Origin of the sequence: Mesorhizobium sp. AR10 (assembly GCF_024746795.1) — a bacterium.
Classification (GTDB): domain Bacteria; phylum Pseudomonadota; class Alphaproteobacteria; order Rhizobiales; family Rhizobiaceae; genus Mesorhizobium.
This window is the reverse complement of record NZ_CP080524.1, coordinates 4,557,883-4,576,793: the sequence shown is the minus strand read 5'-3', so window position 1 is coordinate 4,576,793 and position 18,911 is coordinate 4,557,883. Positions and strand designations below refer to the sequence as shown.

The following is an 18,911-nucleotide window of genomic DNA, read 5'->3' as shown; positions in this document are numbered from 1 at the left end:
ATTCGGGAGATATGAAATGGACCTTTCCAGCGCGAAAAATGAACCTAGGCTCCTTTCAGAAATAGCCAGCTATCATGCACATGTTTATTACGATCGGACTAGGACCCGTCCGGTTGCGGAGTGGCTGCGCACCACGATCGGCGAACGCTTTCTGGTTCGGCTTGGGAATTGGCATGACGAGAAGGTCGGGCCGCATGACCAATCGATGTTTCAGGTCTCATTCGCAAATGACGTTTTCACCACCCTCGTGCCATGGCTCATGCTGAACCATCGCGGCCTTAGCATCCTCGTTCATCCGAACACCACGAACCCGCGGCGCGACCATCTGATTGACCCGATCTGGGTAGGGAGTCCGCTCCTCCTTCATGGTGAAACGCTTCCAGAGGACCATGAGGCGGAGGAGGCGTTGGTCCCGAATACCACACCTTCCATCTCGGCCTAAACATCGCCGCCCGAGCTCGCGATAGCCGGCTCTAAGCGCCATTATCCTGCCGGAGCTACAAAAGGCGCTTTAGCAAGCGACGACGGTGGTCGCCTCTGCAGTTGGATCGTCTCTACAGCTTGGCTAGCAAGCTTGAATCGTCCCTAAATTCGACTGTTTGGCTGCCGCGGGACCATACGGAACGATACGGGAAGATTTTGATTTTGGCTCACGGAAAAGTCAATGAAATCAACGGTTCAGGTACATCCTCAGCGACTGACATAATCGTTGTCTGGCAATAGGTTACGAAGCGGTTCTCCAAAGTCGATTCAAGGAGGTGGTCCAACCACTCGCCGATCGCTTTTGTCTTCTACGAATGGCAGCTTTGCGCCGGTGAGTTCAACTGGTCATCGCAACACCTTGTGCAGCATATCGGCCGGTGTTTCGAAGTCCAGGGTTTTTCGGGGGCGCTGATTGAGCCGCAGGGCAACGGCGTTGAGTTGGGCCTGCGAGACATGGGAGAGGTTGGTTCCTCCCGGGAAGTATTGCCTGAGCAGACCGTTGGTATTTTCGTTGCTGCCGCGCTGCCAGGGGCTGCGCGGATCGCAGAAGTAAACCTGTACATCGGTTGCAACGGTGAAGCTCTGGTGCCGAGCCATCTCTTTTCCCTGGTCCCACGTTAGCGAACCTCGCAACGCTTCGGGCAGTTTGCCGATCTGTTGGGCCTCTTAGTCACAGAACATAAGTTCATATTGACTTGGTGGTCGTTTTGACTATGCTGTATGCAGTGCGTCGACCACCGCGTCATCCAGGGTAGCGGGATTGACCGTTTCTTGGCGATGAAATGGCCCGGCTGCGTGCGTATAGAAATAGGTCAGATCCACAATGCCAACCTGTGCCCGCCGACGTCAGTCGGCGAAATTCGGAAGCTCTCGCTTGATGCTTTCGATTTTAGTGATCCTTTGCTTGGTCGCAACCGGCTGCGCGACCCGAGCAGGAAACGTGCTCCAACCTCCTGCACTCGCCGCGAGCGAGGCCGCGCGGGTTAACCTACTTGTCGCCACAACACGCAAACCGTCAACGGATCCTGACCGACTTTATTCAGGAGAGCGCGGGACCGCGATCTCCTTGGACAGCGTCACCGTCACCATACCTCCGGATCGAAACCGAAAGATCAGTCAGATCCAGCGGCCTTCACACCGTCCTCTTGATCCCACTCGGGAGTTCGCCATGGTCGAGGTTGACAAAGTCGCAACGGAGAGGCGGGTCTTCGATTGGTTCCGTAAGAACCGAAATGCAAAGCGTCAGGTGCTCATTTTTGTGCACGGCTACAACAACTCTTATGCCGACGCCGTCTTTCGTTTCGCTCAGATCGTTCATGACGCGGGAACCGACGCAGCGCCTATTCTCTTCGCTTGGCCATCGCGGGCCAAGGTCTTCGACTATCTTTACGACAAGGAGAGCGCCAACTATTCGCGCCGGGCCCTGGAAGACTTGATCCTCCAGGCCTCCATGAGTCCCGACGTCGACGACGTCACCATTCTCGCTCATTCGATGGGGACGTGGCTTGCCGCGGAAGCGTTACGCGGTGTTGCTATGCGTAAAAACTCGATCCCGGCTAAGGTCAGGAATGTCGTCTTGGCGTCTCCGGATATCGACATCGACGTGTTTCGCCGTCAATTTGTCGAAATGGGGCCAAATAAGCCGCATTTCACAATCTTCACGTCGACGCGGGACAAGGCCCTTGAGTTTTCGCGATTGTTGTCGGGTGGAATTTCGCGTGTCGGCGGTACCGATCTCACGCCATATACGGCGGTTCTTGAAGAGCTCGGAGTTACCGTTATCGACACGAGCGCGATCGCATCGGGAGATCCACTCGGCCACAATGCGTATGCCGAAAGCCCGGAGATTGTTCGGCTGCTGGCGCACCGTCTAGGCGGTCGATCGGTGACGGCAGGCGAGGCTAAGTTCTCGGATCGCGTAACTGCGGCAGCAGCCAGTCTCGGCCGGCCGGCGAAGCGCAAAACTGCTAAGGGCCCAGTTGACAGCAGCGAGGCACGCAAATTGCTGAAACGCGAGCCTGTCACGTCGACCGGACAGATCGTTGATGGTCAGATCTCGTACTAAGATATCTGTGTAGACTGGCTACGACCAAACGAACGACAGGGGCTAACAATTGCGCCTGGTCGTTGCGGTCAATATGACCTAATGTGCAATTCGTAACCGGAGATAGGGCCACTGATGGCGAACATTAATCCCGCGCGTAGAGCTGAAATTGGGCGCGAAAAGCGCGCGCGAACCCGTGCAGAGCTCGTTGCCGCGGCCAACTCGTTGTTCGCCAGACAGGCCGTGGAATCGGTAACAGTCGACGATGTGGTGAGGGAGGCCGGCGTCGCCAAGGGTACGTTCTACGTTCATTTCGATGGCCTAGACGGTTTGACGGCGGCGGTCGCGGAGGAACTGGTCCAATCTTTCGACGAAATGCTGCAGTCCGACCGGCTCTCACTCGACGATCCTGCCCTTCGGATTGCGTTCGGGTGCAGCTCATTCATCGACAAGGCGCTCATTGATCCTCGATGGGCCAGCCTTGTCGCCAGGATGGCGGCGGCAGACCCCAAGGGTGGCGAGCTCCTCCGCAGCAGGATTTTCGAAGACCTGCAACAGTTCTCGAAGAGCTTGCCGGGCAGTGGGGCATCCGCTGAGCTGAACCTGGAGATCGTCGTTGGGATCATGCTCCAGCTCATGCGCGCGCTCGGCGAGCGCAGGCTGTCGTCGCTCGATCGTGACGCGGCCATAAGCGCCATCCTGCGCGCAATCGGCCTCAATGCCCGGGATGCGAAGTCGGTCCTTGCGCGCTTGTCTACATCTGCCGACGGGGCAATGCCTGATGGGCCGCGGCAACGGAAGTCTCAGCGCCCAGGTGCGGCAAGAAGCGGGGCCTGACTTTGGACTGACGCCCCTTCCGCGGCGATTTCCGTTATCTGTCGTCGAGATTGGGTGCTTTGGCGCGACTCCGGATCTGGGCGTATATCCGGTCATCAAAGTGCGGCGGGCGCCGTTCCAACGGGCGCTCGAGCAGTAGCCAAAGTAAAAAAGTAAGCGCCGCAAGTGCGGGGGGCACTCGCAGCGCGCAGCCGCTCGGCGTGACGGTGAAGAGTACATCCGAGATCGACGTTGGCGAAGGTGGACAATTCCGAGATTGCCTCGGCAGGCTTGAATACGACAGCTCAAGTTCTGTCGCCCGGTCACACCGTCCCCTTGATTGTGAGCTGGAGCTATCACCACAAGCGGCGCGAATACACACCCCAGAACAAACGCTTCTTTGCACCCGCCCCTGTCTCAACGCGAATGAGATTGGCCGCCATTCGGCTTCGCCTTTCTCTCGAAGCGCCACGTGTGCTGCCACGCAGCCATTGAATTCACGCCACTGTTCATTTAATATTGACTATTTAGTCGTTTTGACTATAAGGTACAAAATCGTATCCCGTGGCCTTTGCCAGAAGGAAGAAAAGCTAGTGACAATCGTAATTGAAGCTCCAGGGTCGCACGTGCTCCGCACCCGGTTCCACGGGCTTGCATCTCAGTTGCAGCGCGCCCTCGAACGGTGTGCATTCAAATCGGAGGTGTTGGAGTGTGACGGCGCCGACCTCGGCAAGGCAGCGAGGTCCAGGGCATGACGACAGGCGCTGCAGCTCTGTGCCTCGGGCCTGGCGGCTCGGGCGGATTTACGGTTCGGCAATTTACTAGGCGAAGGCCGGCCGCAGATGAAATCGAAGTCGCGGTGACCGCAGCTTCGGTCAACCCGATTGATGTGCGCCGCTCCGAAGGCTACGGCCGTAGGCTGCTGTCGCTGTTGGGAGCCGGCAAGTTTCCTTTGATCCTCGGCAACGACCTCGCGGGCATCGTGACCGCCGTGGGCTCAGGGGTGTCGACCTTCAAGACCGGCGACCTGGTTTACGGAGTGAAGCCCCCTTCCGCGGAAGGGGCCCACGCCAGCCACGTGTTGGTCAAAGCTGTCCACATGCTGGCCGCCCCTGGGGATCGGGACCTTCATGCGCTCGCCGCAATTCCCTACAGCTTCACGACGATGTGGCTCGCCGTACGCGGAGCGGGCCTTACCCGCGAGAACGCTGTCAGAAAAAGTGTGCTGGTCCACGGTGCGGCCGGCGCACTAGGAACGTTAGCAACGCAGATGCTCTCCTCATGGGGCGCGAGAGTTACGGCGATTGCCCGGAAGTCAAACAGCAAGGTGTGTCTTGAGGCGGGTGCCACCGAGGTGGTCGAGCGAACAGAGGAGCTGTTCGTCTCCCTGTCGCGCTCTTTCGACGCAACGCTCAACTTCGCCACCTGGGAAGATGATCTCGCGTTGACCGGCTGTCTGCGCGACGGTGCGCTCGGCCACGCAACCACCGTGCACCCAATGTTAGGGAACTTCGACCGGCTTGGCTGGCTACGCGGTATGCTAAGGACAATCTCGCAAAAGAAGGATCACCGACGCGCGCTGCCGAAGGGCGTTAGCAATTACGCATGGGTCCTCTTCAAGCCGGACAAGGCAGCACTGGATGATTTGCGCCAGTTCGTTGAACACAACCATGTCAGCCTCCCGATCGGGCTGTGCAAGCCGCTCGCCGCAGCAGGCTTGGCTTTCGACCACGTCAGGAAAAGACAGCCGGGGCGCGTGCTGCTGCTGCCCTGACACACAGTCGAGACGTTGCGACGGTGCGTTATTCATCAAAACATGCGTCCGGCCGGGACGCTTTATCCAACCCTATTCAGCGCTGACCGAGGCCGAGAGCTCGAAGCGTTGCGTCGAGCGCTTGGCTAGTCGTTTCGGGCCGGGGACCTCGCGCAATAATTCCGCGCGTCACCTCCAGCCATATTCCAATTGCGATGTCGGCTGCCAACTCAACGTCGCGCACGCTCACTCGGCCCTGAGCGATCGCTTCCTCGATGTCCGCCTTGAGGTTCGCGCGAACCCCTATGCCGAACTCAATGGGTGATTGCGAGCTCTGAATAACAAGGCGGGCCCAGACCGTGTCCGCGCTCGCTCTCTCCAGGAATTTCATGAACGCGAAAGAGAGGCGCTCAATCGGATCCCGCCGCTCGAGCCTCGCAGGCGACAGCAGCTCATCAAAGCTCTGACTGAGCCCGGCCCCCACCGCAGCGGCCAGATCTCCGATGCTCTTGAAATGGCAGTAGAAGGTCCCCTTGGCAACGCCCGCAGCCTCGACCACAGCATCCACCGTAACCGCCTCGTGCGTACGCCCCCCAAGGAGCGTCGCGCCTGCTTCCATGATCTGCGCACGCGTCCGCGCCCGCTTCTCACGCCCTATCTCCGCCCTGCGCGCCACATCAACTTTTGCCATGCGTCATGTCCTTTTTGCATTGCACCATTACGCAATTCTCATATTGACCATATAGTCGTTTTGACATATAAGTGCAAATTGAAAATTGAACGGTCGCGATGCGGACGGCGAAGGGCCGCGAGGTCACGCTCGGTTAGAAGGAAAGCATTCGATGAACTTTCAGTCCCAGAAGGATTTCCGAACGGCGGAACGGCGTCTCCCTTTCGAATGCATTGCGTTGGTGCTGCAAGGCGGCGGGGCACTTGGAGTCTACCAGGCTGGCGTCTACGAAGCCCTTGCGGAAGCCGACATTCATCCAGATTGGGTTGCCGGCGTCTCCATTGGTGCCATCAACTCCGCGATCATCGCTGGAAACGAGCCGGCCGAACGGGTTGCGAAGCTGCGGACCTTCTGGCGCGAGATCACTGCCAATCCGCTTCTCGACTGGACTGCCGCCGCAGACGCTCTTGCTCCGAAGGGCAATCTGCCGCGCGCGCTCTTCAATCAATTCAGTGCAGCCTGCGCGCTCGTCGCCGGCGCCCCAGGCTTCTTCAGCCTGCGGCAGCCCGCGCCTTGGCTGCACTCGGATGGCTCGCTCCAAGGTACAAGCTTCTACGACACCAGCCGCCTGAAGAGCACTCTGGAGCGGCTTGTGGACTTCGACCGGATCAACGCGGGCGGCATGCGTTTCAGTGTCGGCGCGGTGAACGTGCGGACAGGAAATCTCGTCTACTTCGACAATAAGACGCATACGATCCGGCCCGAGCACGTGATGGCCAGCGGCTCGCTTCCGCCTGGCTTCCCTGCGGTCGAGATCGAGGGCGAGCTCTACTGGGACGGCGGCCTCGTTTCCAACACGCCGCTGCAGTGGGTCGTCGAGCACGGGACGCGGCAAGACACGATTGCCTTCCAGGTCGACCTGTGGAGCGCGCGCGGTGAGATTCCCCGCAACCTGGCCGACGTCGCGGCGCGGCAAAAAGACATCCAGTATTCGAGCCGCACGCGCGCCCATACCGACCAGTTCAAGCAGTACCAGCGCGCCCGGCACGCTCTCGCCAGCCTGCTTTCGAAGCTGCCGGCCGACTTGCTCGCCAGCGAAGAGGCAAGAATGCTGGGCGGGATTGCAGACCACAAGGTCTACAAGCTCGTGCACCTCATCTACCGCGCAAAACAGTATGAAGACCACTCGAAGGACTACGAGTTCTCGCGCTTGTCGATGGAGGAGCATTGGCGGGCCGGTTACTTCGATGCCGTTCGCACATTGCGCCATCCTGAGGCACTGAGTCGGCCTGACAATCTGGACGGGGTCAGCACCTATGACCTTGCCATCGACGGGCGGGAATAGAGGTCAGCCACCGCAAAGACGACTGACGTCCCCTGCCGGTCGCGAAGGCGACCTGGCTTCTCCTGAACGCAAACGAACCGCTCGATCCAGCCAGCCCAAAGGAATTTCAGACATGCACCAAGACACCGTCCGGGCGAGAGCTTTCGCCATGCCCCTGACCAGCCCGGCCTATCCGGTCGGGCCATATCGCTTCCGAAACCGGGAGTATCTGATCATCACATATCGGACCGATCCGCAGAAGCTGCGCGACCTGGTGCCGGAGCCACTTCAGGTACGCGAGCCGCTCGTGAAATTCGAGTTCATTCGCATGCCGGACTCGACGGGCTTCGGCGACTACACGGAAAGCGGACAAGTCATCCCAGTCTCGTTTCGCGGACGCAAGGGCAGCTACACCCACTGCATGTTTCTCAACGACCACCCGCCGATTGCCGGCGGACGTGAGCTTTGGGGCTTTCCCAAGAAGCTCGCAAGTCCGACGCTCCGAACGGAGACGGACACCCTGGTGGGCACGCTCGACTACGGCCCGGTCCGCGTTGCGACCGGTACGATGGGCTACAAGCACCGAGCCGCCGACCTCGCGAGCGTGAAGGCCTCGCTCGCCGAACCGAACTTCCTCCTCAAAATCATCCCGCATGTCGACGGCACGCCGCGCATCTGCGAACTCGTGGAATACCGCTTGGAGGAAATCAATCTGCAGGGCGCCTGGACCGGCCCGGCAGCTCTGAACCTCTGGTCCCACGCCCTGGCCCCGGTTGCCGAGCTGCCGGTTCTGGAAATTGTCTCGGCCGTACACATCGTCGCCGACCTCACGCTGGCGCTCGGGAAGGTCGTGCATGACTATCTCGCGGAAGCCGAGCCTCACCATCAGAAAGGAAGAATCCATGAATTTGCAAAGTGAAGTCTTGTCGAACCAGCGGGTCGGTAGCGGCGGTGGCCGGCTTCTCGACAAGGTGGCGGTGATCACCGGAGCCGCGAGCGGCATCGGCAAAGAGATTGCGATTAGCTTCGCCCGCGAGGGCGCAAAGGTGGTCATCGCTGATCTTGATCAGAACGCTGCGCAAAAAGCCGCGTCCGAGATCGATCCGATGGGTAAACGCTCGCTCGGGGTTGGCATGGATGTCAGCAGCGAGGAGCAGGTGGAAAGCGGAATGGCGCAGGCGATCGAAACCTTCGGGCGCCTCGACATCCTGGTCAGCAACGCCGGCGTCCAGATCGTGGCGCCGATCGTGGAGTTCGAATTCGCGAAATGGCGGAAGCTGCTTTCCATCCACCTCGATGGGGCCTTCCTGACGACCCGTGCAGCATTGCGGCAGATGTACAGCCAGAACAGCGGCTGCATCATCTATATGGGATCCGTGCATTCCAAGGAGGCGTCGCCGCTCAAGGCTCCTTACGTCACCGCCAAGCACGGCCTCGTTGGCCTGGCGAAGGTCGTGGCGAAGGAGGGGGCCGCGCACGGCGTGCGCGCCAACGTGATATGCCCCGGGTTTGTGCTGACGCCGCTCGTCGAGAAGCAGATCCCCGAACAGGCGCGCGAGCTGGGACTCTCCGAGGCGGACGTGGTCAAGACCATGATGCTGAAGGAGACGGTCGACGGCGAGTTCACGACCGTCCAGGACGTTGCGGAAGCAGCGCTGTTCCTGGCGGCATTCCCATCGAACGCGCTGACCGGCCAGTCGATGGTGGTCAGCCACGGATGGTTCATGCAGTAGCGGGTTCGGAGACGCGCGTCTCATCGCGCGCCTCCGTCCTTATCTAGGATCGATCTCCGCTACTCGTCTTACCTTTTTGCATAGCACAATTGTATGATTCTCATATTGACTATATGGTCGATTTGACATATAAGTGCAAAATGAAATCGAACCTCGGCCGCTAAGCCGGAGTTTCTTCATCAATCATTCCCTGCAACCTCGATCCTTTCGAGCGGAGGCTTTCATGCGCCTATCGTACGGCAAATTCCTTTGTGTCTGTGTCGCCGGCCTTTGTCTTGCTGGCTGTTCCGAAGAAGAGAATACAGCATCAGCAGCACCGCGGCAGGCGCGGGCAGTGGTGGTGACGCCTCACAAGCTCGCCACGGTGGCGGAGGGCGCCGGTCGCGTCCAGTCGCGTTATGTCAGCGACGTCGGCTTCGACGTCGGCGGCCGAGTCATCTCGCGCGATGTCGACATAGGCGCCATCGTTAAGAAAGGTCAGAAGCTCGCTGAGCTCAGTGCCGTCGATTACCGCAACAAGGTGACCGCCGCGGAGGCCGACCTCACGGCGGCCAAGGCCACGCTCGTCCAGGTCGTGGCCCAGGAGGAACGCTTCCGCATTCTGCTCGGCAAGGGCTTTTCCACCCGTTCCCAGTACGACGAGGCGCTGAAGTCGCTGCAGAGCGCACAAGCCGCGGTCCAGGCGGCCGAAGCCAATCTCCGCATCGCTCAAAACCAGCTCGGCTACACGCAGCTGCTTGCACCCGACGACGGCATCGTGACGGCAACGGCGGCGGACCCCGGTCAGGTCGTCGTCGCGGGCCAGATGGTTGTCGAAGTCTCCCGAAATGACGCGCGCGAGGCGGTGTTCGCTGTCGCCGGCGCAGACATCACCGGGGCAAAGCTCGGCATGGCGGTGAACGTTTCGATCCAGGGCCGGCCCGATATCGCAGTCACCGGCACGATCCGCGAGATTTCCCCCGAGGCCGATAGCACGACCGGCACTTATCAGGTGAAGGTGGCGCTGGCTTCGCCGCCACCAGAGATGCGGCTGGGGGCAGTCGTCGTAGGCCGCGTCGAAAGCGAAGGAGGCCAGGAGGTCACCACGCTACCCCCGACCGCACTGCTGCAGTCCGGAGACGAGCCGCAGGTCTGGGTGATTGGCGGTGACGGCAAGGTTCAGCGCCGGAACGTCCAGCTGCTTCAATTCGATACGGACTCCGTCGTGGTCAGCCACGGGCTTTCGGCAGGAGAGAAGGTCGTGACCGCCGGCGTCAATTCGCTAGCAGACGGTGAGTTGGTCAACGCTGAGACGGAGGTGGAGTGATGACACGCTTTAATCTTTCAGAATGGGCCGTCCACAACCGGGCCATCGTCGTATTCCTCATGCTCGTCTGCGTCATCGGTGGCATCAGCGCCTATGAGCGACTCGGTCGGCAGGAGGATCCGGACTTCACCGTGCAAACCATGGTGGTCCAGGCGGTCTGGCCCGGGGCCACCGCGGCCGATATGCTCACGCAGGTGACCGACAGGCTGGAGAAGAAGCTCGAAGAAACTCCCAAGCTGGATTACCTCAAGAGCTACACCAAACCCGGCCAGGCAACGATTTTCGTCTACCTCAAGGAGTCGACGCCAAAGGGCGAGCTCGACGACATCTGGTACCAGGTCCGCAAGAAGGTCAGCGACGTTCAGGCGACGCTTCCCCCTGGCGTGATCGGCCCCTTCTTCAACGACGAGTTTGGCGACGTCTTCGGCGTCATCTACGGGATCACCTACGACGGCTTCGCGCCGCGAGAGGCCCGCGATTTCGCCGAGACGGCGCGGACCGAGTTCCTGCGTTCGTCCGATGTCGGCAAGGTCGAGATTTTTGGCGACCAGGACGAGAAGATCTATCTCAGCTTCTCACCCCAGAAGCTCGCCAATCTCAAGCTCAACCTCGACGAAGTGCTGACGGCGATCGCCCGCCAGAACGCCGTTGTGCCCTCCGGCGTCATCAACACGCCGCACGAGAACATGCTTGTCGACGTTACGGGCTCGCTCCTGACGCCCGAGAGTGTTGCCAACCTCAACCTCTGGATCGATGGGCGCTTCTACAAACTCACTGACATCGCCAAGGTTCAGCGCGGTTACAGCGACCCGCCCACGAAGATGTTCCGCGTCAACGGCAAGCCGGCCATCGGCATCGGCGTGAACATGCGCGAGGGCGGCAATAACCTCGACTTTGGTGAAGGCCTGCACGAGGCGGCCGAGCGACTGATGCAGCGCTTTCCCGTCGGCATCAAGCTCAACCTGGTTTCGGACCAGCCCGAGGTCGTGCGCGAAGCCATCGGTGAATTCACCAAGGCGCTGTTCGAGGCGATCGTCATCGTGCTCGCTGTCAGCTTTCTCAGCCTCGGCTTCAGGGCAGGGCTCGTGGTTGCCCTGTCGATCCCACTGGTGCTTGCCATCGTCTTTATCGCCATGGAAGCGATGGGCATCAGCTTGCAACGCATCTCGCTTGGCGCGCTCATCATCTCGCTCGGCCTACTGGTGGATGATGCGATGATCACCATCGAAATGATGATCTCGAAGATCGAGGAAGGCATGGAAAAAATCAAGGCGGCTACCTTCGCCTATACTTCTACCGCCTTCCCCATGTTATCGGGAACTCTGATCACCATCCTCGGCTTCCTGCCAATAGGATTCGCCGACAACAACACCGGACAGTATACGTTTTCGCTGTTTGCGGTCATCGCGGTTGCGCTCGTGGCCTCCTGGTTCGTGGCCGTGATCTTCGCGCCGGTAATCGGCCTTTCCTTGTTGCCTTCCCGCATGAAGGCGCATGGCACTCATGGGCCTGGCCGCTTCATGCGCGCTTTCATTGGCTTGCTCGGTTTCAGCATGCGGCACCGCTGGCTCACCATCGCCGCCTCGCTTGCTGCCTTCAGTGCCTCCCTCTACGGCATGGGTTTCGTGCAGCAGCAATTCTTCCCCGCGTCGAACCGGCCCGAGCTTGTGGTAACGATGACGCTGCCGAAAAATGCCTCGATCGCGGCGACCGAGACCGAAACGAAGCGGCTGGAAGAGTCGCTTGCCAGCGACCCGGACATCGCCGCCTTCTCTTCCTATGTGGGCGGCGGCGCCATCCGCTTCTACCTGCCGCTCGACGTCCAGCTCGACAACGCCTTCTTGGCGGAGACCGTGGTCGTCGCGAAAGACCTCGAGGCGCGAGACCGCGTCCAGGCGAGGCTCGAGTCGCTGTTTGCCGACAGCTTCCCGGACGTGAGGGCCCGCATCTCGCGCCTGGAGCTTGGCCCGCCCGTCGGCTGGCCGGTGCAATACCGCGTGAGCGCGCCGACGACCGATGAGGCAAGGGACCGCGCGGAGGAGCTCGCAAAGATTCTTCGGTCATCCGGCCTCGTGCACAACGTCAACTACGATTGGGCCGAGAAGAGCAAGGAGCTGCGCATCGTGGTCGATCAGGATCGCGTGCGTCAGGCCGGCCTAAGCTCGGAACAGCTCGCGCAGGCGCTTGACCGGGTGATCAGCGGCTCGACGGTCACCCAGCTTCGCGACTCGATCTATCTGGTCGATGTCGTGGCCCGGGCCGAGAGCAGCGAGCGCTCCACCGTTGAGGCCTTACGCAATCTTCAAATCCCCACTCCGACAGGCGCCTCGGTACCCCTGCGCGAGCTTGCCGAGTTCCAGTATGATCTCGACGACGGCTATGTCTGGCGTCGCGATCGCCTACCCACCATCACAGTCCAAGCTGAGCCGCTGCCGGGGCTGCAGCCCGCTTCTATTCACGAGCGACTCGCAGGCACGATCCAAGAGTACACGAAGTCGCTGCCGGCGGGCACTCTGCTGGAAACCGGCGGCACGGTCGAGAAGAGCGGCCAAAGCAACGCCGCGCTACTGGCCCAATTTCCGCTGATGATCACGCTGATGCTTACCGTACTCATCGTGCAGCTAGGCAGCTTCCGCCGGATGGCGATGGTGATCAGCGTGGCGCCGCTCGGCCTCATCGGGGTCGCGATTGCGCTGCTGACCACGAGCACGCCGATGGGTTTCATCGCTATCCTCGGGATCATCGCACTTGCAGGCATGATCATCCGCAACTCCGTTATCCTCGTCGATCAAATCGAGCATGAGCGGGCGCGCGGCATCGATGCGTGGCAGGCGGTGATCGACGCGACCACGCACAGGTTCCGGCCGATCATGCTGACCGCGGCTGCAGCCATCCTTGGCATGATCCCCATCATGCACGATGTGTTCTGGGGGCCGATGGCCTACGCCATTGTCGGCGGGCTCGCCGTGGCCACGGTGCTGACCCTGGTCTTCCTCCCGGCCCTCTATGTCGCCGTCAATCATATCCGGGAGAAGGACGAGCCGACGGCATCGCCCGAGCCGGATGCGATTGCTGCGCCCATTCTCGCACTTCAGCACTGAGAAGGGGATCGGCATGCCGGAAACGTCGTCCTCTCTCCTTCACCGCTACTTCGGATCGGATGCCACGATGTACGCCGGACCAGGTGAGACCGCCCGCGAGTATGTCGACAAGATGCTGCTCTCAGCGCTGCAGGAAGCGCAATCGGCGGCGCGCTCCTATGACACGAGGGCCCAGATCGTCGGCGTGGGCTACATCCTCGCCCTCAACCTAGTGCTGCGGTTCGGCGATCTCTTGCCGATCCATGCGCCAATCGGGCCGCTGTTTTATGCGGTCGTTTGGGGGATCGTGATCATTGCCGATCATGCAGTTCGGCCACGTGCTTTATCCGAGCCGGATGCGCGCGGAAAAGGAATTCAATGGCAAGGTGTCCGGGGCTTCCGCCGTCGCGCCGGTCTACTATGTCGACCCCGGCTCCTTCGCTGATGTCCGTGCCCTGGTCCATCAGGCGTTGAAGTCCGATTGGACCTCGGTGCTGGCCACCGAATTGCTGAAGACCTCGCGTGTCCGGACCATCAAGCAGACGCGCTTCCACCGCGGCCTGCTGATGACCGTTTTGTCCTTCATCGTGCTTGGTGGCGAGCAGTTTCTTCGAAGTTTCACGCTGGCCTGATGAGCACCATGACAAATTTGAACGAGACCACGAGCTATGAGGCCGGGAAGCGGAGCAGCCGACCTCACCTCCTTTTCCGCGACCGCAAGGGAGAGCTTCGACTCGGCAAGGATCAACTCCTCCAACAGGCCGGCGCCCGACCGGAAAGTTCAAAAAGGTTCGCATAACTATGGAGCCAGCAACCATCACCGCGGTCTCCGCACTGGCCGGTTCCGCCATTGGCGCTTTGTCATCCGTCGCCACGAGCTGGCTCACCCAGCATCGTCAGAATCGTATGCAACGGCTCGAGCAGGAGGCCTCGCGTCGCGAGCGGCTGTTCGGCGAGTTCATCGACCAAGCATCGAGGGCCTATGCTGACGGACTGGTCCAGGAACGCCTGGATGACCCGGCCAAGCTGGTCCCGATGTACACCGCCATTAGCAAGCTTCGCCTATTTGCGATGCCAGGCACCATCGGGGCTGCCGAGGCAGTGCTGGAACACGTCGTTACGACATACGAGACGACTTCGTCCGCCTTGGAGGCCCGGAACTCGCGCGTCGCCGCCCATGACATTCTGCGCGCGTTTGCAGAGGCCTGCCGAGCGGAGCTAACGTCCGTGCGCTAACTCCGGGAAGACTTGCTCGCTGATCAAGTTCATCAGCGCCGCGCCAGTACCAGAAGAAGCCAGATCGCCGTCCAATATTTGCGGGGATGGGAAGCCTGTTCAGGGGCAGAATGAAGTCCGCTCGGGTCAGATCAGGTCCATGCTCCCAAGGAGCCTGAATGTCCGCTTCTGATAATCCGAGCCTCGAAGCTGCCAATCCGTTTCCGGCCCACACAGGACGCTTATTGTTGGCGCCGAGCGTCGGCAATAGCTTCTGGCTGCGGTGTGCAGGAGACCGTGGCTGACACCGAGAAGGATCCGCGACGCCTTCAGGCACTGCGACAGCGCTTCTAGTTGATTTGTTGGGCGAAGATCGATGAACTAATCGGAAAATTAGCGAGCTCGAGTTACCCTGTGCTCGTAGCTAGATTCTGACACGGACCGTTTGCCTTCGTCCACGACTCTAAACCAGTGTTCTTCCAACGCTCGTGTTGAGACCTTCCTTCCCGTGATCTTTTGAAGGGCGGCCTCTGGGCTATCGCCAGTAGCGACGTGGGATCCCACAAGATGGTCGTCGCAAATCTCGTCGTTATATAAGTCGGCATTGACGGCCTCCAGCTAGGCAACTCGTCGGCGACCCTCTTGTTCCGGAACAAAGTGCCACTTTTGCGCCTATGGGGCCATGAGCACCCGCGGAACAGAGTTTTTGCAACAGTGGCTTAGCGACAACGTGCCGACCATGGCCGGAATCCCGATACAATCTCTATGGCGAAAGCGACCGAAAAGCGGGGGATCAGCGGCGCCGAAATCAGCGAAGATAACGGCAGCGTCTATGAAGACATTCTCGACGCTATCGTTTCATTACCACGACCAAGGCTTTGGCGGGCTGACGGGCGCCGAGCAAGAAGCACCTTCGCGGCGAGGAAGACCTTCGCCATGCCTCGCTGCAGGAATTTCGCGTCGAAAGCTGATCGCACAAATAAATTCGTTTTGTATCGCTAGAGGCTGCATTATAGCGTAGAGATGTGGGGTCGTCAGCTTACAACCCCTGGGCGCTGATGCTTGTGAGCGACCATCGCACTCTTGCCCCAACCTGAGGCACTAGGACGATGAACGAAGGAAAGAAGCCGCCCGGCCTTTCAGCCGAAACCGTTCGAACGCTGGCACAGGAAACAGGCGCCACCGACGATGAGATACGCGAAATCGTATCGTTAGTCGGGGTCGATCGCGCTTCGATCCTCAGGGAAGCCCGCTATCTCAAAAACCCAGATAGTCGCGCCACCAAATCCTAAATCACCATGAGCGAGCAGTATCACTATGGGCGAAAAATATTCCAATGCGCGGGGGCATTTCTTCGTGGCAATTAGGGCGCTTGCAGCTTCATCAGACAGTATTCAAGCGCGATTGATCGAAGCGAATGAAAGCATTCTACACGTTACCATCGATGAGTTTGATGGCGACCGTGAGCTGAAGTTCAAGTTTGCGAAGATACTCGATCTCTTGGCCGTTGATCAGGACGACATGGAAACTGTCGCTGTTGAGACGGCCGCGCACATGACTGATTTTGAAGCGGTCAAGGTAGCCGACCTGATTTGCGATTTTTGCTTCGAACTCGTTTAAACCCGACGCGGTTCTATGCCACCTCAGGTAGGCGCTATTTTCTAGTGATATTGCCGTGGTTCAAGTCGAAGGCTTCCGTGCGTCCCGCTTGCTTCTGAAAGTCGTCCTGAAGCTCGCCCCACTCGCCCATGTAGGCGCCGCAACTGCTGCAATGAATAGCGGTGTGCTCTTCGGCGTTTTCTGGGATATCCATCCGGATTGTCCCGCAGGCCTTGCAGTCGAGTTTGTGATCTAGCCGTTTGCTGTTCATTCGTTATGCTTATCGATCGGCCGGCGAACCGTCTACACGCCTGTTGACGCACGATCCGATCTGCTTTTCTCGCGTCGACCGGAACGAAAACAGTGCTCCCCCGTTCGGTTCTCGCATTGCCCAGGGGGTATCCATGCACGACCCTTTTTTCGCAGTTCCAATTATCGTTGAGACGGAAGCGGTGGGCATATTTCGTACTTTGAGCAGCGTGTCCGAGGCTGCGATCTTCATGATGGAGCGCTGGCCGGAATCGCACGGGCCAAGTTACCGGGCAGCACTGCAGGCTTGCACGGGCCCCCTGACTACAGCCGAGGACGTTGGGAATGCTCGGCGAGCCTTTCTGACGGCTGCCAAGGAGGCTGGCCTGAATGTGAAAGCTGTTTCGGTACAGGACGACGCTCCATTGCCCCGCTCACTCGAGCAGCCCAAGTCGTCCTACATCGGCGATGAGAAACGACGCGACCGCGGGGATAGGGAGGAGCAAGCGGATTTTCTCGTCCGCTTCCTTGCGCGGGAAACCGGCATCACCGAGGCGCAGGCTCGTGAACTGATCAATGTGATTGGCACGGATCGAGCATCATTGCTGCGAGAGGCCAGAAAATTGAAGGCGCGGCAGTGATGAGCACGCGCGGCACCGACTTTCTTCACAAGTGGATTTCCAGCAATGTCGCCAACACCGGCGGCGCCGACGTCCTCTCGGTGGCCGAACTGGCACAAAAGCTGTTCGCCGACGCCAAGGCGCTCGGGATCAACAGCACCGAGATCGAGGAAGATACTGGCAGCGTCTATGAGACGATCCTGGACGCCATCGTTCATCACGATGCCGGCGTGGTGGATTGAGGCAGTGAGTGAGCTGACAAAATGGTTACCCCCAAGCGAACATATCGTCTGCAGATCATGCTCAATGCCGAGGAACTCGCTGTCTTGGATGGCTGGCGATTTAAGAAAAGACTGCCGAACCGTGCTGCGGCGGTGCGGGCCCTGCTTCAACGCGGTCTCACGGCGAAGAGCTACAATGCAGATCCAGGCGCACGTTCCGTCGATTTCGGCGTTCTCAAACGGCCTGGCGACTAGAGCCGCTGCAGCGTCTACGAGGTCTTGGCGGACGACGGGGCGCCGGCCTTATATGAGCTTAATGGCAAAGGGCTGGACGTTCAATCTCTGCTCGAGTCCAAGTGGTGACGGCTCTGCCAAGTTATATTTACTACATAATTCAAGGAAAAATTCGGCTTAGCGCTCCACTTTCGGACGGTCGAGAATTCATCTTCTCCGATCTCGGTCCGGGTGACACTTTCGACCTGACTAGATTGTTCGTCACGCGACGCAGTAACTTGAACGCTGCTTCAGTTGTGGACAGCGACTTGATGCAAATCGAAGTAGCTTTCATGGCTAGGGTCTTCGACAAACACCCCGATCTCGCACTAAAGGTGATCCCGTATTTGTGCGAAGCAACGCATGACGCGCAAGAGCGAGTGATCCACAGTGCGGCCAGTGCCCTATCCACTCGATTGGCGAGCACGCTCTTGCGATTGACAGAGAGGCCGCACAGCATGGCTACCGTGGATAGAGCTCGGAGCATCCACATTTCGCCAGACCGACCTCGCGGCAATGGTCCCGGCTTCTCGAGCGAAGGTGAATCGTTGCCTGAGAGAATGGGAACGGCGGCATCTGACCCAATACGACCACGGCTCGCTGACGATCCTCAATCGCGCCGCGTTAGAGTCTATTGCTCTTGGCGAGATCGCCTTTGATCGTTCGATAGTGCATCTCCCACGTGCTCAGGCATCTCCATGGCATGCTCCGGGGAGACAATAACCGAAGTTGAGCACCAGCGGAATGGCACCTTTTTGGCTAGTTCGTTCCAGAACCGGACCGTCCGCTATCGGCCAATAGGAGACGTTCAGGACCTTGGTGCTGAGCGTCGGCTGCTGGCGCTACTTGCTCGTTCCCTTCACGAGACGAATGGCAACATTTCATCCCTTTGCGATAGTTCAGTTGCGAGCGCCGTACGACGCGATCTGTGCAGGGTGTCGGATGCCGGCGATTCGTGGTCCCTGGCGCCGGGGCCGGCGTCCGAAAGCCTCCAGGGAACGGTGGGGTTGTCCCCGATGGTGATGATTGACGCGCGCTGTTCTCGCGGGCGCGCCTCGTCCTTCCTTCGGGAATTTACTCGGCTCTAAGCCGCTTTCAGATTGGCTTTGGCTTCCCGCCGCTCGGCCGCCCTGAGGAGGATTTCGAGCTCCTCGTCGGTCAACACGGACAGGTCCATCTTCTGGGTGTGTTCCACCGGCCCTCCGCCGGCGCCGGTTTGCTCGACGCGGCGCACATAGCCGCGATCCTTCATCTTCATCTCGGCATACCAGCGGACCGTGCTCATCTCGCCAGCGCGGATCGCCTGGATGATCCGGGTCTCAGCGACGTCCTTCAAGACCTCTTCGACCTCGTCTGCGAATGCCTGCAGGGCAGGATGCCTTACCAGGAACGTATGCAAGGTGGAGCGATGAACGGCCAGTTTTTCGGCGGCGATCGTTCGGATACCGCCGGCCTGCTCGAGGGCTTGTTTTGCTCTCGCGATTGTGAGCTTCGGTCGCCGGCCTCTCTTCGCCATCACATTCTC

21 protein-coding genes and 2 pseudogenes are annotated in these 18,911 nt (G+C 59.8%); 19 read left to right on the top strand and 4 right to left on the bottom strand.

From position 1 onward, the window contains the following. Positions 1-16 precede the first annotated feature (16 nt). Positions 17-442 (top strand): DOPA 4,5-dioxygenase family protein, encoded by a 426-nt coding sequence (locus tag LHFGNBLO_RS25845; RefSeq protein ID WP_258602122.1) that lies wholly within the window; start codon positions 17-19, stop codon positions 440-442. Positions 443-828: 386 nt separating this feature from the next. On the opposite strand, the pseudogene LHFGNBLO_RS25840 reads toward LHFGNBLO_RS25845, so the two are convergent. Beyond that, positions 829-1,134: pseudogene (locus tag LHFGNBLO_RS25840) on the bottom strand (IS30 family transposase); the annotation flags it as partial. Positions 1,135-1,651: 517 nt separating this feature from the next. On the opposite strand from LHFGNBLO_RS25840, the gene LHFGNBLO_RS25835 reads away from it, so the two are divergent. From LHFGNBLO_RS25835 to LHFGNBLO_RS25825, 3 genes are all read left to right on the top strand, one after another. Then, entirely contained in the window at positions 1,652-2,548 is an 897-nt protein-coding gene (locus LHFGNBLO_RS25835) for an alpha/beta hydrolase (protein ID WP_258602121.1), read from the top strand. 114 nt (positions 2,549-2,662) lie between these two features. Further along, positions 2,663-3,364: a TetR/AcrR family transcriptional regulator gene (locus tag LHFGNBLO_RS25830; RefSeq protein WP_258602120.1), complete on the top strand. Its 702-nt coding sequence runs from the start codon at positions 2,663-2,665 to the stop codon at positions 3,362-3,364. Between the two features lie 730 nt (positions 3,365-4,094). After that, entirely contained in the window at positions 4,095-5,117 is a 1,023-nt protein-coding gene (locus LHFGNBLO_RS25825; protein WP_258602119.1) for an alcohol dehydrogenase catalytic domain-containing protein, read from the top strand. A gap of 76 nt (positions 5,118-5,193) precedes the next feature. Here the strand turns inward: LHFGNBLO_RS25825 and LHFGNBLO_RS25820 are convergent, their stop codons facing one another. Then, complete coding sequence (locus LHFGNBLO_RS25820; RefSeq protein ID WP_258602118.1) at positions 5,194-5,787, bottom strand: TetR/AcrR family transcriptional regulator; 594 nt, start codon at positions 5,785-5,787, stop codon at positions 5,194-5,196. A 151-nt stretch (positions 5,788-5,938) separates the two neighbouring features. On the opposite strand from LHFGNBLO_RS25820, the gene LHFGNBLO_RS25815 reads away from it, so the two are divergent. From LHFGNBLO_RS25815 to LHFGNBLO_RS25770, 10 genes are all read left to right on the top strand, one after another. Then, a complete protein-coding gene (locus tag LHFGNBLO_RS25815; protein ID WP_258609892.1) occupies positions 5,939-7,111 on the top strand; it encodes a patatin-like phospholipase family protein in 1,173 nt (390 codons plus the stop codon). A gap of 112 nt (positions 7,112-7,223) precedes the next feature. Continuing rightward, positions 7,224-8,009, top strand: coding sequence for an acetoacetate decarboxylase (locus LHFGNBLO_RS25810; protein WP_258609890.1), 786 nt, complete (start codon positions 7,224-7,226; stop codon positions 8,007-8,009). Beyond that, positions 7,993-8,823, top strand: a complete 831-nt coding sequence (locus LHFGNBLO_RS25805; RefSeq protein ID WP_258602117.1) for a 3-hydroxybutyrate dehydrogenase — start codon at positions 7,993-7,995, stop codon at positions 8,821-8,823. The genes LHFGNBLO_RS25810 and LHFGNBLO_RS25805 overlap by 17 nt, the downstream gene beginning before the upstream one ends. Before the next feature lie 223 nt (positions 8,824-9,046). Further along, entirely contained in the window at positions 9,047-10,129 is a 1,083-nt protein-coding gene (locus LHFGNBLO_RS25800) for an efflux RND transporter periplasmic adaptor subunit (RefSeq protein ID WP_258602116.1), read from the top strand. Beyond that, positions 10,129-13,230: an efflux RND transporter permease subunit gene (locus LHFGNBLO_RS25795; RefSeq protein ID WP_319944179.1), complete on the top strand. Its 3,102-nt coding sequence runs from the start codon at positions 10,129-10,131 to the stop codon at positions 13,228-13,230. Before LHFGNBLO_RS25800 ends, LHFGNBLO_RS25795 begins: the two co-directional genes overlap by 1 nt. Before the next feature lie 293 nt (positions 13,231-13,523). After that, on the top strand, positions 13,524-13,841 hold the full coding sequence (locus tag LHFGNBLO_RS25790) for a hypothetical protein (protein ID WP_258602114.1): 318 nt from the start codon (positions 13,524-13,526) through the stop codon (positions 13,839-13,841). A gap of 169 nt (positions 13,842-14,010) precedes the next feature. Continuing rightward, positions 14,011-14,445: a hypothetical protein gene (locus tag LHFGNBLO_RS25785; RefSeq protein WP_258602113.1), complete on the top strand. Its 435-nt coding sequence runs from the start codon at positions 14,011-14,013 to the stop codon at positions 14,443-14,445. A gap of 744 nt (positions 14,446-15,189) precedes the next feature. Further along, positions 15,190-15,426 (top strand): hypothetical protein, encoded by a 237-nt coding sequence (locus tag LHFGNBLO_RS25780; RefSeq protein ID WP_258602112.1) that lies wholly within the window; start codon positions 15,190-15,192, stop codon positions 15,424-15,426. 107 nt (positions 15,427-15,533) lie between these two features. Beyond that, the gene (locus LHFGNBLO_RS25775) at positions 15,534-15,716 is read left to right on the top strand and encodes a hypothetical protein (RefSeq protein ID WP_258602111.1); all 183 of its coding nucleotides are present in this window, start codon (positions 15,534-15,536) and stop codon (positions 15,714-15,716) included. Between the two features lie 25 nt (positions 15,717-15,741). Continuing rightward, positions 15,742-16,044 (top strand): hypothetical protein, encoded by a 303-nt coding sequence (locus LHFGNBLO_RS25770; RefSeq protein WP_258602110.1) that lies wholly within the window; start codon positions 15,742-15,744, stop codon positions 16,042-16,044. 34 nt (positions 16,045-16,078) lie between these two features. Here LHFGNBLO_RS25770 and LHFGNBLO_RS25765 read toward each other — a convergent pair whose 3' ends face one another. After that, positions 16,079-16,294, bottom strand: a complete 216-nt coding sequence (locus LHFGNBLO_RS25765; protein ID WP_258602109.1) for a hypothetical protein — start codon at positions 16,292-16,294, stop codon at positions 16,079-16,081. Between the two features lie 133 nt (positions 16,295-16,427). Here LHFGNBLO_RS25765 and LHFGNBLO_RS25760 point away from each other — a divergent pair, with 133 nt between their 5' ends. The 5 genes and pseudogenes from LHFGNBLO_RS25760 to LHFGNBLO_RS33705 all read left to right on the top strand — a co-directional run bounded on the left by LHFGNBLO_RS25760 (position 16,428) and on the right by LHFGNBLO_RS33705 (position 18,109). Continuing rightward, complete coding sequence (locus LHFGNBLO_RS25760; RefSeq protein ID WP_258602108.1) at positions 16,428-16,913, top strand: DUF982 domain-containing protein; 486 nt, start codon at positions 16,428-16,430, stop codon at positions 16,911-16,913. Further along, entirely contained in the window at positions 16,913-17,134 is a 222-nt protein-coding gene (locus LHFGNBLO_RS25755; RefSeq protein WP_258602107.1) for a hypothetical protein, read from the top strand. The genes LHFGNBLO_RS25760 and LHFGNBLO_RS25755 overlap by 1 nt, the downstream gene beginning before the upstream one ends. Before the next feature lie 21 nt (positions 17,135-17,155). Then, entirely contained in the window at positions 17,156-17,368 is a 213-nt protein-coding gene (locus LHFGNBLO_RS25750) for a hypothetical protein (protein ID WP_258602106.1), read from the top strand. A 101-nt stretch (positions 17,369-17,469) separates the two neighbouring features. Continuing rightward, positions 17,470-17,691 (top strand): annotated as a pseudogene (locus tag LHFGNBLO_RS33710) (cyclic nucleotide-binding domain-containing protein); the annotation flags it as partial. Between the two features lie 166 nt (positions 17,692-17,857). After that, positions 17,858-18,109: a helix-turn-helix domain-containing protein gene (locus tag LHFGNBLO_RS33705; protein WP_413774733.1), complete on the top strand. Its 252-nt coding sequence runs from the start codon at positions 17,858-17,860 to the stop codon at positions 18,107-18,109. A gap of 361 nt (positions 18,110-18,470) precedes the next feature. Here LHFGNBLO_RS33705 and LHFGNBLO_RS25745 read toward each other — a convergent pair whose 3' ends face one another. Then, positions 18,471-18,902 (bottom strand): hypothetical protein, encoded by a 432-nt coding sequence (locus LHFGNBLO_RS25745; protein ID WP_258602105.1) that lies wholly within the window; start codon positions 18,900-18,902, stop codon positions 18,471-18,473. Positions 18,903-18,911 lie beyond the last annotated feature (9 nt).

Excerpts from the sequence above, each read along its gene's own strand:
- LHFGNBLO_RS25845 (WP_258602122.1), top strand. The coding sequence starts at position 17 with ATGGACCTTTCCAGCGCGAAAAATGAACCTAGGCTCCTTTCAGAAATA.
- LHFGNBLO_RS25835 (WP_258602121.1), top strand. The coding sequence starts at position 1,652 with ATGGTCGAGGTTGACAAAGTCGCAACGGAGAGGCGGGTCTTCGATTGG.
- LHFGNBLO_RS25830 (WP_258602120.1), top strand. The coding sequence starts at position 2,663 with ATGGCGAACATTAATCCCGCGCGTAGAGCTGAAATTGGGCGCGAAAAG.
- LHFGNBLO_RS25825 (WP_258602119.1), top strand. The coding sequence starts at position 4,095 with ATGACGACAGGCGCTGCAGCTCTGTGCCTCGGGCCTGGCGGCTCGGGC.
- LHFGNBLO_RS25820 (WP_258602118.1), bottom strand. The coding sequence starts at position 5,787 with ATGGCAAAAGTTGATGTGGCGCGCAGGGCGGAGATAGGGCGTGAGAAG.
- LHFGNBLO_RS25815 (WP_258609892.1), top strand. The coding sequence starts at position 5,939 with ATGAACTTTCAGTCCCAGAAGGATTTCCGAACGGCGGAACGGCGTCTC.
- LHFGNBLO_RS25810 (WP_258609890.1), top strand. The coding sequence starts at position 7,224 with ATGCACCAAGACACCGTCCGGGCGAGAGCTTTCGCCATGCCCCTGACC.
- LHFGNBLO_RS25805 (WP_258602117.1), top strand. The coding sequence starts at position 7,993 with ATGAATTTGCAAAGTGAAGTCTTGTCGAACCAGCGGGTCGGTAGCGGC.
- LHFGNBLO_RS25800 (WP_258602116.1), top strand. The coding sequence starts at position 9,047 with ATGCGCCTATCGTACGGCAAATTCCTTTGTGTCTGTGTCGCCGGCCTT.
- LHFGNBLO_RS25795 (WP_319944179.1), top strand. The coding sequence starts at position 10,129 with ATGACACGCTTTAATCTTTCAGAATGGGCCGTCCACAACCGGGCCATC.
- LHFGNBLO_RS25785 (WP_258602113.1), top strand. The coding sequence starts at position 14,011 with ATGGAGCCAGCAACCATCACCGCGGTCTCCGCACTGGCCGGTTCCGCC.
- LHFGNBLO_RS25780 (WP_258602112.1), top strand. The coding sequence starts at position 15,190 with ATGGCGAAAGCGACCGAAAAGCGGGGGATCAGCGGCGCCGAAATCAGC.
- LHFGNBLO_RS25775 (WP_258602111.1), top strand. The coding sequence starts at position 15,534 with ATGAACGAAGGAAAGAAGCCGCCCGGCCTTTCAGCCGAAACCGTTCGA.
- LHFGNBLO_RS25770 (WP_258602110.1), top strand. The coding sequence starts at position 15,742 with ATGGGCGAAAAATATTCCAATGCGCGGGGGCATTTCTTCGTGGCAATT.
- LHFGNBLO_RS25765 (WP_258602109.1), bottom strand. The coding sequence starts at position 16,294 with ATGAACAGCAAACGGCTAGATCACAAACTCGACTGCAAGGCCTGCGGG.
- LHFGNBLO_RS25760 (WP_258602108.1), top strand. The coding sequence starts at position 16,428 with ATGCACGACCCTTTTTTCGCAGTTCCAATTATCGTTGAGACGGAAGCG.
- LHFGNBLO_RS25755 (WP_258602107.1), top strand. The coding sequence starts at position 16,913 with ATGAGCACGCGCGGCACCGACTTTCTTCACAAGTGGATTTCCAGCAAT.
- LHFGNBLO_RS25750 (WP_258602106.1), top strand. The coding sequence starts at position 17,156 with ATGGTTACCCCCAAGCGAACATATCGTCTGCAGATCATGCTCAATGCC.
- LHFGNBLO_RS25745 (WP_258602105.1), bottom strand. The coding sequence starts at position 18,902 with ATGGCGAAGAGAGGCCGGCGACCGAAGCTCACAATCGCGAGAGCAAAA.